This is a genomic window from Streptomyces sp. NPDC028368 (assembly GCF_055565615.1).
In genome coordinates this window covers 90,345-103,857 of the sequence record NZ_JBVHTY010000008.1, presented here as the reverse complement: position 1 = coordinate 103,857, position 13,513 = coordinate 90,345, and the positions used below count along the sequence as shown (strand labels likewise).

Here is a 13,513-nt window from a genome sequence, read left to right as displayed (position 1 = left end):
CGGGGGGTGCGAGAAGCGACCGTTCGCGAGGGGACCTGGTCACTCATCCGTGTGTATGTCGTCATCGGCGGTATGCATCACAAAGCGGTCGGAAAAGGGTGTTTCCGCATCTATCGACAGGAGAGCGCTATGCGAGTACGTACCACTTTGACGGCCATTTCCCTGGCTGCTGTTGCCGTCCTGACTGCTGCGGGTGCAGCTGCCGCCGAGAGTGGCAGGGACTCGTACACCATCGTCCAGACCGCTGACAGCGGTCCCGGTCCCCTCGGGCACGAAGGGATCAACGGGCGCGAAGGGATCAACGGGCACGAAGGGATGAGGGGGAACGAAGGGATCAACGGGAACGAAGGAATCACCGGGAACGAAGGAATCGCCGGGATGAGCGGAAACAACGGAAACAGCGGAAACAGCGGAAGCTGGGACAGCAAGTCCACCTTCGGTCCCAATGGCATGAGCTGAGCCTCCGCTCACCACTCCCACCAGAGCACTTCGGACAGCGGCGGGCGGCGGCGGAGTCTGTGACCAGGCTGACGGCCGCGGCTCATGCCGCCAACCGCTCCCCGTCGTCCCGCTGCCGTGCCGGTGGCGGGACGATAGGGCGCCGGGGGTGGCGGTGATCGGGGCGGACAGCTCCGTTCAGCGCTGCCCCTTCTCCCACAGTGCGGTGATCCGGCCCATCGCGTCGACGGCGCGGGCGGTGCGCCGGTCGTCCGTTCGTAGCCGGTTGCTGAACTCGACGTGCAGGAACGGCACATCCTCCGCCGCGGCCTTGGAGCCCTGCACATTGGTGTGCCCCTCCAGCGGGCACGAGCGGGCCCATGCCCGGCACACCGCGAATTCACGAGCCCGCAGCGCGTCGGCGAGCGCGCGGCCCTCGCCGAGTGCCACCCGGCCCCGCCCCGTCGAAGCGATCACGTCGTAGCCGGGCGCCGACTCGTCGGCGAAGCCGTGCACCTGAAGGCCGGGCAGCCCGCGCCGGGTGAGTTCGGCACAGACGGCGTCGAAGACGGTGTCACGGCGGTGCGCCACATCGGCCGCGTCACCGTGGCCGGCTTTGCGATGTGCGCCGGCAATCACCAGTACGCCACCGGACGAGCCGCGCAGTACGCCCACACCGAGCCGTTCCGAGGCGCGGTCCGAGACCGGGTGCGGGACCTGCACGGACCAGCGGGCGGGGCCGTCGAGCCCGACGTACAGGCGCCCCCAGCCACGCGGCCGGGGGCTGTCGTCGGTGGTGTCGGAGACCTCCGCGTACCGCCGCCCGGTGGCGCCGTCGGTGACCGTGCGCACCGTGAAGTCGACATCGGAGAGACGGCGTTCTGCCTGTTGGCGATCGCCGTCCAGGAGCAGGGCGACACCGTCGGCGATCGTGGCACGGTCCTGGCGCGACGGCCTCCGGTAGCCGGTGTCCTCGTTGAATCGCGCCGTATAGCCCGTGACCCGGGCGAGCAGGTCCGCGTCGGCCGGTGCGCTGCTCCCGTCCCGGGGCCTGCCGTCCTCGTGGTGCGTTTCCCGGCCCGGGGCGAACGACGCCAGGACGAGGAGCGCGGCGCCGACGGCCAGCAGCGTTGTTGCAATTGTTATCGATATTGTCCGATTGGCCGTCATAGTTGTACAAAGATAACCCGGTGACCAGACGCCCCCTTCGCACTGTCCGCCGGATGCCGGCAGGCATGGCCCTCCTCGCGCTCCTTGCCGGGACGGCCGCCTGTGGCCCCTTCGGCTCGGACGACGCCAAGTCCGCCGCGCCGGACGGCCCTTCGTTCACCGTCGCCGCGGCCGGTGACATCCTGATCCACCCGGAGCTCACCGAGCAGGCGCGCAAGGACGCCAAGGTGACGGGCCGTGGCGTGCACGGGCTGGACTTCGACCCACTGCTCGCCGGGGTCAAGCCCGTCATCAGCAAGGCCGATCTCGGGGTCTGTCACTTCGAGGCCGTGGCGGGCAAGCCGCAGGGCCCCTTCGAGAGTTTCCCGACCTTCCGGGTGCCGCCGCAGATCGCCACCTCGGTCAAGCGCGTCGGTTACGACACCTGCTCCAGCGCTTCCAACCACACCCTGGACCACGGGGCCGCCGGCGTCACGAACACGCTGAACGTGCTGGACAAGGCCGGCCTGAAGCACACCGGCTCCGCGCGCAGCGCGGCGGAGGCGGCCAGGCCGCTGATCATGGACGTCAAGGGCGTCAAGGTCGCGCAGCTCTCGTACGCCTCCATGTTCAACGGCAACGAGATCCCCAAGGACAAGCCCTGGCTGGCCAACCAGGCCGACTTCGAGAACATCGCCGCGGCCGAGAAGCGGGCCCGCAAGGCGGGCGCCGACGTGGTCATCCTGAGCATTCACTGGGGCCGCGAGAACCAGCCCAACCCGAGCCGGTCGCAGCTGGCCCTGGGCCGCAGGCTGGCCCGCGAGACCGGTATCGACCTGATCATCGGCCACCACGCGCACGTCGTGCAGCCGATGGAAAAGGTCGATGGCACCTGGATCGCGTACGGACTCGGCAACGAGGTCGCCCGTCACGAGGTGCCCACCGGGCTGACGGAGGAAGGCGTCATCGGGTGGTTCGAGTTCGCCAAGCGGGCCGGCAAGTGGGAGGTGCAGGCGAAGTACGTGCCCACCTTCACCCAGATTCCGCCGGACCCCGATGCGTCGGGCAAGGTGCCCGAAGGGGCGGTGCGGGACCACCGCCTGGTGGACGTCGCCGCCGCCCTCAAGGACGGCAAGGGCCTTACCGCGCAGCAGCGCGCCCGGTTCCGCCTCGCCTTCGAGCGGACCGAGGGCACCGTGCTGAACCTCGGCGCGGCCAAGGACGGCCTGGAGCCGCTGGAGGAGCTCCCGCGCTGACCCGGAAGCCGGTGTGTCCGGCGCATCCGGTGCGCCCGGTATGTCCGGCGCGTTGCTTCGGTATGCATCGCCACATCTGATCCGTCTTACATTTTTCTCACTCTGTGCAACCTTTTGGCCAAGTCATGGGTCAGACGCTTCTGGATCGCACGCCCGTGCGCTTTTTCAGCTTTCCCGGATTGGAGCTCCCCCTTGGCCGCTTCGCGTACGAAGCGGCGGCACAAGGTCCGCCGGAGGGCCGACATGTCCTTGCTGGGTGGCATACGTCCCCCCATCGCCGTGCTGTCGGTCCTGCTCCTCGCCCTGGCGGGCATCACCGCCCTCACTCTTGGCCGCGTCGGACACGACCGTGTACCCAAGGCCGTCCTGACCTCCCAGCAGCACTTCGCCGAGGACGGCGCGATCGCCCTGCGCGCCTCCGTCGACGAAGGCGTCACCGACCTCACCCGGACCGCCGCCCTGTTCAGCGCGGGTGCCCCGGTGCCGCCCGACGCGGTCCTCGACAAGATCGGCAACGTCTACCAGAAGTGGATGGGCACCGCCGTCGTCGAGATCAAGTCCGGCAAACTCCTCGCCGCCCGCGGCGAGAACGTGCCGCTGACCGTCGTCGACCGGGCCAAGCTCGGTGGCAAGGACGGCCTGGCCCCGCGCATGGTGCGGCTCAAGAACGGTGAAACCCGGCTGCTCACCTTCGCCCTGCTGACCTGGGAGGGCCGGCCGCAGCAGCTGCTCGTCGCCTCCAGCAGCCTGAAGTTCCCCGGCATCAGCCTCGGCGAGTTCCGCTCCATAGCGGTCATCGACCGGGCGGGCACGATCTTGAGCAGCGACGGCATCCCCGCGCCCGAACAGGTCAGCACCGCTCTGCAGCGCAAGGAGATCAAGGAGTCCCACCGACAGCTACGGGCCTTCGCCGAGGCGGCGTCCGGCAAGGCCGCGCAGCACCCCCTCACGGCGAAGGAACCCGGCACCGGCGGATTCCTCGGCGTCAGCGGCAGCCTCAGCGGCGACCGCTTTCTCGGCGAGCGCTCCCTCGCTGGCTACGCCACGCTCGCAGCGCCCCAGGCGGGGGAGTCCACCGTCGCCACCGGCCTCGGCCTGACCGTCGTGGCCATGGTGAAGGTCGCCGAGGACCCGGCCACCGCGAGCAGCCCGGCCTTCGGACTGCTCGCCGCCGGAGCCCTGTTGCTCATCGGCTGCCTCACCGTCGCCTTGCTGCTCGGCACCGTGCAGCGGCCCCTGCTGCGGCTGTTCCTGGAGAGCCGTCGGCTCACCCGCGGTGACCTCACCCGCCCGGTGACCGTGCCCCGGCGCGGCGAGGCCCGCCGCATCGGCGACGCCCTGGAGCGGCTACGGCGCCGGCTCACCGGCGAGAGCCCCGCAGACGAGCGGACCGGCAAGGTCCCGCGGTTCGGCGCCCGCACCCTGGTCGCCGCCGCCGGCGTGCTGCTGCTCGTCTGGGCGGGACCGCTCCTGCTGCTGCTCAACCGCGCCGGCGACACCGTCGTCGTACCGCAGCAGATGGTCAACGACCAGCGCGAGCGCACCGACACCCTCAGCGACCGGGTACGCCGGGCCCTCAACGAAGGCCACGCCGACCTCGCGTCGGTGGCCTCGCTCATCGGTGACCGGACCAAGCCCGCGCAGATGACCGAGGTGCTGGAACGCACCCTGAACGAGCACGAGCGCTACCAGAGCCTGTACGTTCTCGACGCCACGGGCGAGGTCCTGGCACGGGCGGGCGAGCTGCCGCACCGGCAGCGTGGCGAGGGTCCCGGCACGCAGCTGATCCGCGTGCTGGACGACCAGGGCAAGAAGCCCGTGATCGTCGGCCGGGCCGAGCTGCCCGGCCGCCACGGCGCGGCCGTGGTCGGCGAGTTCCGTATCGACTTCCTCAACGGGCTGCTCAGCCGCCCGGGTCTGGGCGAGGTACGGGTGGTCGACGCCAAGCGCCGCATCGTCGGTGGCAACAACGGCTACCTGGCCTTCGGGAAGCTGCCGGGCGATCGCATCGACGAACTCGTCGAAGGCACCAACCAGAAGGTCGGAAAGAGCCCGCGCCCCAGCGGCGTCCTCTTCCGGGACGGCAGCGACATCCAGATCGCCGCGGCCGCGCCGTTCGTCGGCGGCGGCGCCGCCAAGTCGCTCGGCTGGACCGTCGTCAGCTGGCAGCCCGCCTCCGGACTCGCCATCCCCGAGTACAGCTATCAGAACCGCACGGTCCTCGCGGGCCTGCTCGGCATCACCGCGGCCGCGGCCTGCCTGGGCTGGCTGCACATCGTCGTCGTACGCCCGCTGCGCGAACTGGCCCGCCAGGCCGAGGCCCTGGCCGACGGCGACCGCAAGACCGTGCTCTACCCGCGCCATCACGACGAGGTCGGAGCCGTGACCCGCAGCCTCGAACTGATCCGGCAGCAGCTCCAGGACCGGCAACGCGCATGCGAGCGCGTCCCGGCCGGCGCCGGAAGGAACTAGGACCACCCGTGCTCTTCCTCTACACCGTGCTCGTGGTGTGCGGAGTCATCCTGCTGATCGCCGGAATCGTCGAACAGCGACGGCACTTCGTCAACCTCGACCACATACCGACCCGCGTGCTCGTCAATGGCATCCGCGGAAAGTCGTCGATCACCCGCCTGTGCGCGGGCGCCCTGCGCGGCGGCGATCTGACCACGGTCGCCAAGACCACCGGTACCGCCGCCCGGTTCATCCACCCCGACGCCACCGAGGAACCGGTCTACCGCAAGTTCGGCATCGCCAATGTCGTCGAGCAGATCGGCATCGTGCGCCGCGCGGCCGCGTACCACCCGGACGCGCTCGTCATCGAGTGCATGGCCGTCATGCCGGCCCTCCAGGAGATCAACCAGTCCAAGCTGATCCGCTCCACCATCGGCGTCCTGTGCAACGTCCGTGAGGACCACCTCGCGGAGATGGGCCCGACCCTCGACGACGTGGCGCGTTCCCTGTGCCGGTCCATGCCGGAGGGCGGCATCTGTGTCACCGCCGAGCAGGACCGCTTCGCCATCCTGCAGGAGGAGGCCGACGCCCGGGACTGCAAGCTGATCTACGCCGACCCGGAGACGGTCAGCGACGAGGAGCTGCGCGGATTCAGCTGGTTCACCTTCAAGGAGAACGTGGCGATCGCACTGACCGTCGCCGAACTCGTCGGCGTGGACCGCGAGACCGCCCTGAAGGGCATGTACGGCGCCCCGCCGGACCCCGGAGTCCTGTCCGTCGAGCGCTACCTCACCCCCGACGGCAAGAAGCTGCGCTTCGCCAACGTCTTCGCGGCCAACGACCCCGAGTCGACGCTGATGAACATCCACCAGCTGCTCGGCCTCGACGCCATCCAGCGGCCGCTGAACGTCGTCATCAACTGCCGCCCCGACCGCGTCGAGCGCAACGGCCAGATGGGCGAGATCATCCCCGACCTCGACCCCGACCGGGTCTTCGTGATCGGCCACCCGGCCAAGTCCGCCATCGACGCGATCCCGGCCGCCTACCGCGACCGCGCCGTCGACCTGGGCGGCGACCGCCGGGACCCCGAGGAGTTCATGGCACAGCTCCTCGACGGGCTGGGCGCCGACTCCTCGCTCGTCGCCATCGGCAACATCCACGGGCAGGGCGAGGTCCTCCTGGAACACCTCGCCGAACTCCCCCCGGACGAAAGCGCCGACGACGCGGCCGAGCGGGCCCCGGACACCCGGCAGGCCGACACGGTGGCGCTCTACGCGCCGCACCTCGACCCGTACCAGCCGTACTCGCCGGCGTACGAGACGCGGTACGCACCGCAGACCCAGACCCAGACCCAGACCCAGGCCCAGGACCCGGCACGGCGCGGCGATCAGGACCCGGATCCGCAGGGCCCGCCTCCACCGGATGCGTCCGGGCCGCAGCTTCACCAGGAGCCCGCCCGCGCGCCCCGGCCCCGGGCCGCGCAGCCGCCTCAACAGGCCCGCCCACGCGGCCCGTTCGAGCCTCGCGTCCCGCCCACCCCGCCCACCCCGCCCACCGAAGACCCCCAGCAGTGGCACAGCCCAGGAGAGCAGCGTTGATCCCCTCCGTCCTCACGCCCGAGATCGCCGCGGTCGGCATCGCCATCGGGCTGCTGTTCTCCCTGGTCTGCTACCTGACGACCAACCTCTCGCCCGGCGGCATGATCACCCCCGGCTGGCTGGCCCTGACGCTCGTCGAGGATCTGCAGCGCGCCGCCATGGTGGTCGGGGTCACCGTCCTGACCTACGTCGGTACGTTGCTGATGCAGAAGTTCGTGATCCTTTACGGCAAGCGGCTGTTCGCCGCCGTCGTACTGCTCGGCGTCACGCTCCAGGCGACCGTGATGATCGTGCTCTCGCTCGAATTCCCGCTGATGTACGCCAACCAGACGCTCGGGTTCATCGTGCCGGGCCTGATCGCCTACCAGCTGGTCCGTCAGCCCAAGGGCCCCACGTTGCTCGCCACCGGCTCGGTGACGCTCATGGCCTATGTCGTCCTCACCGCCGGAATTCTCCTCGGCGTCATGCCGTCCGTCTGACCCCGATCGGAGCCGATCTCATGAGTCCCCAGAAGAAACGCCCCGTGCTGCACGCCGTGACGGTGCTCGCGCTGCTCGGTGCCAGCGGATACCTGACCGTGGCACTGCGCAAGGACGAGCAGGCCAAGGTGCCCTCCGTGCAGGCAGTCACGGATACCCCCGCCCTGGAGTCGAGCACCGGGCAGCAGGGCGGCAATCAGCCCTGGGAGCGCCTGAAGAATCCCGAGCGCTCGGTGCTGCGCGGCGAGGGCGGACAGGTGCTCGCCACCTTCACGGACGGCGCCCGCACCGCCACCCTCAAGGGCCCCAGCCGCACCTTCACCGAGCCCGCCAACACCACGTCCCGGGTGGTGACGGAGGACTGGGTGCGCCTGATGCCCGAGCCGTGGCGCAAGGGCGCGGAGAGGGAGAAGTGGTTCAAGGACTGGTTCAAGGAGTTCTACGGCAGTGAGGAGGACGACGTCTTCGCGTACGCCTTCCAGTACGTCGAGGGCGCCCCGCTCAAGAAGGACGACGAGGGCGTCGCCTACGCCGGTGACGCGAACTTCGGCCCGCTGAACCCGGATGGCAGCCAGGGCAACGATCTGCGCGACGAACTCTCCGACTTCTACGACTACTTGGGCACCTCATACACCTTCCGCGACGGCGTCGCCCAGCAGCCTGAGGCCGCGCGCGCCCGCTCCGTTGACTGCTCGGGTTTCCAGCGTCTGGTGTGGGGCTACCGCGCCCGCTACCCCCTGGCGTCCTCCGACCACTCGAGCGACGGCCTGCCCCGCACCGCCAACGGCATGGCCCGCTCGAAGACCGGCGCCGACGTCATCCCGCTCAAGGGCGTCGGCGCCGCCGACCGCCCCAAATCCATCGACGTCCTGCAACCGGGCGACCTGGTCTTCTTCAAACTCGACCAGCGCACCAAGCAGCGCCTCGACCACGTCGGCATGTACATGGGCCACGACACCGACGGCCACATGATCTTCGTATCCAGCCGCGAGGAGGTCAACGGCCCGACCATCGGCGACAAGGGCGGCACCTCGCGCCTGGACGGTAACGGCTACTACGCGAGCACGCTGCGCAGCGCCAAGCGGCTGTGACCCGAGCGGGGTACGGCAACGAACACCGAGGGCCGTACGGGATCTCTCCCGTACGGCCCTCACCCATGACCCCTCACCCATGACCCCTCACCCATGACCCCTCACCCATGCCCCCTCCCCATGAGCCCGCGCCGTGCGCGGCCGCCGGCGTCAACTCCGCCGTTGTGGAACTGGCAACAACCGGCGACCGCCCCTCAGGCGGCCCTGATTTTCGGGAAGGCGAATTCGTCGAGAACGATCCCCACGGCGATGGCCACCGGAATGGCGAGCAACGCGCCGATGATGCCGAGCAACGCCGCGCCGACCAGCACCGCGACCACGGTGACGATGGGCTGCACTTGCACTGCGTACTTCATCACGCGGGGCACGATGAAGTAGTCCTCCGCGAGACGGAAGACGGTGTAGAAGGCGGCCGTGCCGATGGCGATGGGGAGGGAGACCGACAGCGCGACGAGGCTGACGACGATTCCTCCGATGGTCGAGCCCACCATCGGCACCAGGTCCAGCAATGCGACGAGAACACCGAGCGCCGCCGAATAGGGAACGCCGGTCGCGACGCACCAGACGAATGTGGCCAGACCGGCGATTCCGGAGGTGACGACATTCCCCAGCATGTACCAGCCAGTCCGAGTGAGGATTTCCTCGGTGAGCGTTTCCATCTGTTGCCGGCGGCTGCCCGGGACGAACCGGAAGCAGAAACTTTTGATCTGCGGCAGACCGGCCATGAAGTACAGCGCCACCACCACGACCACCAGGATCGCCGTAACGGTGCTGACGACCACTTGACCCGCCCCGAGAAGACTTCCGACCACACGCGGGGAGGCGCCGGAAGCGAACAGCTCACGCATCTTGCTGAGGAGATGGAATCGGGCCTCAAACCTCCCCAGAGCGGTGTGGTTGTCGTGGAGCTGCCGAAGCCATCGGGTCATGGCATGGGCGAATGTGGTGACCTCCTCAGTGACCGGCGGGATGACCAGCGCAAGGAATCCCGCCAGCGAGACGACGAACGCCAGCAGCACCACTGTGACCGCCCACCCTCGGGGCAGCCGGTGGCGTACCAGCCACCGCACGACCGGGTCCAGGCAGACGGCCACGAAGAAGGACAGGAACAGAAGGACCATCAGCTCGCTGAGCCTTAGCGCCTCGTGTGCCAGCCAATAGGCGAGCGCACCGCCGAGAGTGGCACTGAAGCCTGCGGTGAACCAGGACCGCAGGCTGCCACGGCGCCGCCCTGCGCCTCTCCATTTCCTACCTGAGGGCGGCTGCCCGCCCTGAGAACTCTCGGATGTCATCTCGCTGTCCTGGCTTTCGGGAGCTAGGCCTGATCCAAACGACAGGCCCTAGGCCTCAGGCGAGCCTTTGGGGCACGCCCAGGGTGATGCGACCATTGGACAACTACGGCCGCTGTCCACACGCTCACCGACGCGGCAGGAACACGGATCTCTCACCGCCGACACCAACAGCCAGGGGAACAAAGCACAGGGTGTATATCATGAAATGGTGCCGGAATAACCATTGAATAGCCCTTGAATAACTCTGGAATATCGCTGGAATGGCGTCGGAATATCGCTGGAACAGCGCATGGGGAACAGCGCATGGGTTGAGCGGCGCTTCTGGAGGGCGGGCTGGTGGCATGCGAGCGCATCCGCCGCTACACCCGAGCGCAGATCGACCGGCATACCCCATCGACCGACCTTCTGGCTCCCGGTCAGCGCCGTTCGCCTGGCATCCGGCGCGCATCTGGCGTGGACTGGTAATGACGCCGAGCGCGACAGGCGCGAAGCGGCCGAGCCGATACGACCGCGGAGAAGGACGACATGCCTGCAGGAGCCAGTAGGAAACGTGAGCGGCAGTACGAGCACATCAAGGAGAACGCGCTGGTGCATGGCGTCTCCGAGAAGCGTGCCAAGGAGATCGCCGCGAGGACCGTCAACAAGGAACGCGCCCGCTCCGGCGAATCCAAGACCGCAAGCAGGACCTCCACGAAGGACCCGAAGTCCGCACCCCAACGGGGCGGCGAACGCTCCCACAGCGGCCCGCAGGGGCCGACCAAGGACCAGCTCTACGAAGTGGCCAGGAAGAAGAACATCGAAGGCCGCTCCACCATGAGCAAGGACGAGCTGCGTAAGGCCGTCGGCCGCTGAGGACGGAAAGCCCGGCCTGGACGGGCGAGAGGGCGAGAGGGAGTGCGATGCGATGTAGACCCAGCTTCTCGAAGCCGTAACCGACGATCAGCCGGGTCGCGCCCGCAGCCGCGTTTCGTCGGGTTCGCCATCGTCGTGGCTGCCGGTCAGCCGCGTCACCTCCGGGGCCCGGAACATGGGCATCAGCGCGTGCACGTCGTGCGCCGTGACCGGCCGGAGCAGGACCAGCTCTCCGTCCAGCGTGGGCTTGAAGCGGAAACCGGAGACCGGAGACCGGAACCGGAACGTTCACCTGCTCGGTGACCCCCTGTAGATGCACGCCGCCAGGGGGGCGTGGACTTTCCAGTTCAGGGTCTCGTACAGCGCACGCCCCTCGTCCGTGGCGCCCAGGACACCGAGCTGCGCGCCTGCCGCCACGGCGTGGTCGGCGAGGGTGCGCATCACGAAGTTGCCCAGGCCGCGGCGTCGGTGGGCTTCCTGGGTGATGACGCGGTCGATGACCGTGGCCTGGCCGAGGACGGCCATCTGCCCCTGGGCGGCCAACTCGTCTGCCGTGTCGTGGACTCGGACGTGGACGACGCCGTCGCCGGTCTCGACGGTCGTGGTGTAGCCGTCGGGCGTCACCGGGCCCGTGGTCCGCAGATCTGTGGCCATCAGATGGCCCGTCTCGTCATCGTCCACCACCCAGTCCTGCGGGAGCCAGCGCCTGACCTCCTCCGGCTCCGCCGGCACCTTGAGCCAGGTGTGGGGCACGGTCACGGAGGCGGCGGCCTCGCGTACCGCGGACTCGGTGGCGTCGGCCAGTACGTGGCGGCCCACTTGGTCGGGTTTGGCCACCTCGATGTAGAGCCCCCAGGGCTGTTCGGCCGGACGAGGCGTGTGGCGGGATATGGCCCAGCCGGACGCCCAGGTACTGACGAGTTCCGGAAGCATTGAACCTCCTCGAGTTAAGGCCGCGTAAGAGTCACTCAATGAGTGTGCACATTACGTTACGGTGGGGATGTGACTTCTTCTTTATTCCGGCGACTCGTTCTCCCGCGGTGACGGGACCCAGATGACGGGGCAAGAGGCGGAGACGGTCCAGGCCCGCCTCGCTGACGGAGCGTCCGCACCCGGATGCAGGCCGTGCGGCAACGGCTCCGGCCCCGCGACGGCCCGGCCGTTCGAGCAGACGTATGAGTAGTGATCAATTCCGGTTATAGTGTTATCAGTTGAGTGGCCGGGGCGTGTGCTGCCCAGGTTGCTCGGCTCATGACTGTGTTGTCGCCTCGGGTGGATGAGGTACGCCGGACGGTTGTCGTCCCTGCCGCGTCGCATCCGGGGCGCTCCGTAGGTCCCCCACGATTGAGGATGCTGATGGTTCGTACTGCGTCGTCACCCGGAGGCTCATTTTCCGGCTCCGTTGCGGCGTGGTCGGCACCCGCGGCCCTGGCTGCCGTGGCGACCGCGGTGGCCGGGGCGCTGGTGCCGGCCACGGGCGCGGTGATCTGGTGCGGTGCGGTCGCCACGGGGGTCATCGCCCTTGTGTCGGCGGTCGCGGCACGGCGAGGCCAGGCTCTGTCCGCGGTGCGGGCCGAGGCGGCCGAACGGGAGGCGCTTCTCCTCCAGCATCTGCGGCAGCAGGAAGCGGCGACGATCCGTCTGGCCGAGCAGCAACTGCCGGTAGCGGTCAGCAGGCTGCAGGAGGGCGAGTTCGCGGAGGATGTGCTGCAGTCGCTCCCCGCTGCACACAACGAACTCAGCCCGCAGTTCCGGGCGGCTCACGAGGCGCTGCTCCGCTCGGTGGTCGAGGCGGTGCAGGCCGAGGAGACCATGCGCGACTCCGCGCAGCGCGGTGTGGTCAATGTCGCCCGCCGCGTCCAGGCCATCGTGCACCAACAGGCGACCGACCTGCGGGCGATGGAGGACCGGCACGGCCAGGAGCCGGCGTTCTTCGCCGACCTGCTCAGGCTCGACCACGGCACGGCCCTCATCGGCCGGCTCGCGGACAGCATCGCCGTCCTCAGTGGTGCCCGGCCGGGACGTCAGTGGAGCAAGCCGGTGCCGCTCTACAGCGTGCTGCGCGGTGCCATGTCCCGGATTCTCGACTACCAGCGCGTGGAACTGCACTCCGTCGCCGATGTCGCCGTCGTCGGCCCGTCCGTCGAACCGCTCATCCACGCCCTCGCCGAGCTGCTGGACAACGCCACGCGCTACTCGCCGCCCAAGACCCGCGTCCATCTGACCGCGGTGGAAGTGCACATGGGCATCGCCATCGAGATCGAGGACGGTGGCATCGGCCTCAGCGAGGAGGCCCGAGCGCGGGCCGAGCGGATGCTGACCGAGGCACAGGCCGGCATCGACCTCAAGGACCTGGGCGAGTCACCGCGTCTGGGGCTCGCGGTGGTCGGCCGTCTGGCGCGGGCGTATGACTTCCAGGTGTCGCTGCCGCCCTCGGCGTACGGGGGAGTGCGCGCCGTACTGAGCGTGCCGAAGGCGTCGATCACCACGGCGCCCGCGCCGGGCAGGGCGCACGGCATCGGCGCCGCCTCCGGTCCGCGTCCGACAGCCCGCCGCACCGCCACGCCGGCTCCCGACGCCACACGGGACGAGACCCCGATCGAGCATTCCGCGCCACGGGCCGCGATGGAGGACACCGGTGCGTTCGGCACCGTCGAGCGAGGGCACGCCGGGGAAGAGACCACCGGGACCGAGGTGACCCCCAGCGGCCTGCCGCAGCGGCGCCGGCGCGCTCCGAGCCCGGACCGCAAGCCGGCCCCCGCCAGGCCGGGCCCCGCGGCCACAGCGCACGAAGAACCGGCCCCCGGCGTTTGGATGGCTGAGCTGCGCAGTGGCCTCTCCGGCGAACAGCCGAAGTCGGCACCCGCCCGGATCAGCAACGACACGTCAGACAAGGGTGAGTAACCG

General features: G+C 69.3%; 12 protein-coding genes. 8 read left to right on the top strand and 4 right to left on the bottom strand.

Annotated features, from left to right (window positions below):
• Window positions 1-51 precede the first annotated feature (51 nt).
• Window positions 52-459, top strand: a complete 408-nt coding sequence (locus ACZ4S3_RS19850) for a hypothetical protein (protein WP_467935893.1) — start codon at window positions 52-54, stop codon at window positions 457-459.
• 177 nt (window positions 460-636) lie between these two features.
• Here ACZ4S3_RS19850 and ACZ4S3_RS19845 read toward each other — a convergent pair whose 3' ends face one another.
• Window positions 637-1,608, bottom strand: a complete 972-nt coding sequence (locus tag ACZ4S3_RS19845) for a hypothetical protein (RefSeq protein ID WP_467935891.1) — start codon at window positions 1,606-1,608, stop codon at window positions 637-639.
• A gap of 53 nt (window positions 1,609-1,661) precedes the next feature.
• Between ACZ4S3_RS19845 and ACZ4S3_RS19840 the strand changes: the two genes are divergently transcribed.
• From ACZ4S3_RS19840 to ACZ4S3_RS19820, 5 genes are all read left to right on the top strand, one after another.
• Window positions 1,662-2,843: a CapA family protein gene (locus tag ACZ4S3_RS19840; protein WP_467935889.1), complete on the top strand. Its 1,182-nt coding sequence runs from the start codon at window positions 1,662-1,664 to the stop codon at window positions 2,841-2,843.
• 243 nt (window positions 2,844-3,086) lie between these two features.
• Window positions 3,087-5,315, top strand: coding sequence for a HAMP domain-containing protein (locus ACZ4S3_RS19835; RefSeq protein WP_467935886.1), 2,229 nt, complete (start codon window positions 3,087-3,089; stop codon window positions 5,313-5,315).
• 8 nt (window positions 5,316-5,323) lie between these two features.
• A complete protein-coding gene (pgsB, locus tag ACZ4S3_RS19830; protein ID WP_467935884.1) occupies window positions 5,324-6,892 on the top strand; it encodes a poly-gamma-glutamate synthase PgsB in 1,569 nt (522 codons plus the stop codon).
• Window positions 6,889-7,371: a poly-gamma-glutamate biosynthesis protein PgsC/CapC gene (locus ACZ4S3_RS19825; RefSeq protein ID WP_467935881.1), complete on the top strand. Its 483-nt coding sequence runs from the start codon at window positions 6,889-6,891 to the stop codon at window positions 7,369-7,371. Before pgsB ends, ACZ4S3_RS19825 begins: the two co-directional genes overlap by 4 nt.
• A 20-nt stretch (window positions 7,372-7,391) precedes the next feature.
• Window positions 7,392-8,462 carry an NlpC/P60 family protein gene (locus ACZ4S3_RS19820; RefSeq protein ID WP_467935879.1) on the top strand — a complete coding sequence of 357 codons (1,071 nt, stop codon included), beginning with the start codon at window positions 7,392-7,394 and terminating at the stop codon, window positions 8,460-8,462.
• A 194-nt stretch (window positions 8,463-8,656) separates the two neighbouring features.
• Here ACZ4S3_RS19820 and ACZ4S3_RS19815 read toward each other — a convergent pair whose 3' ends face one another.
• Together ACZ4S3_RS19815 and ACZ4S3_RS19810 are read right to left on the bottom strand one after the other, a co-directional pair.
• The gene (locus tag ACZ4S3_RS19815; RefSeq protein ID WP_467936452.1) at window positions 8,657-9,676 is read right to left on the bottom strand and encodes an AI-2E family transporter; all 1,020 of its coding nucleotides are present in this window, start codon (window positions 9,674-9,676) and stop codon (window positions 8,657-8,659) included.
• Between the two features lie 276 nt (window positions 9,677-9,952).
• On the bottom strand, window positions 9,953-10,141 hold the full coding sequence (locus ACZ4S3_RS19810) for a hypothetical protein (RefSeq protein WP_467935876.1): 189 nt from the start codon (window positions 10,139-10,141) through the stop codon (window positions 9,953-9,955).
• 138 nt (window positions 10,142-10,279) lie between these two features.
• Between ACZ4S3_RS19810 and ACZ4S3_RS19805 the strand changes: the two genes are divergently transcribed.
• Complete coding sequence (locus ACZ4S3_RS19805; protein WP_467935874.1) at window positions 10,280-10,606, top strand: plasmid stabilization protein; 327 nt, start codon at window positions 10,280-10,282, stop codon at window positions 10,604-10,606.
• Between the two features lie 288 nt (window positions 10,607-10,894).
• Here ACZ4S3_RS19805 and ACZ4S3_RS19800 read toward each other — a convergent pair whose 3' ends face one another.
• The gene (locus ACZ4S3_RS19800; protein WP_467935871.1) at window positions 10,895-11,539 is read right to left on the bottom strand and encodes a GNAT family N-acetyltransferase; all 645 of its coding nucleotides are present in this window, start codon (window positions 11,537-11,539) and stop codon (window positions 10,895-10,897) included.
• A gap of 423 nt (window positions 11,540-11,962) precedes the next feature.
• Here ACZ4S3_RS19800 and ACZ4S3_RS19795 point away from each other — a divergent pair, with 423 nt between their 5' ends.
• Window positions 11,963-13,510, top strand: coding sequence for a sensor histidine kinase (locus ACZ4S3_RS19795; RefSeq protein WP_467935869.1), 1,548 nt, complete (start codon window positions 11,963-11,965; stop codon window positions 13,508-13,510).
• The last annotated feature ends 3 nt before the right edge of the window (window positions 13,511-13,513 follow it).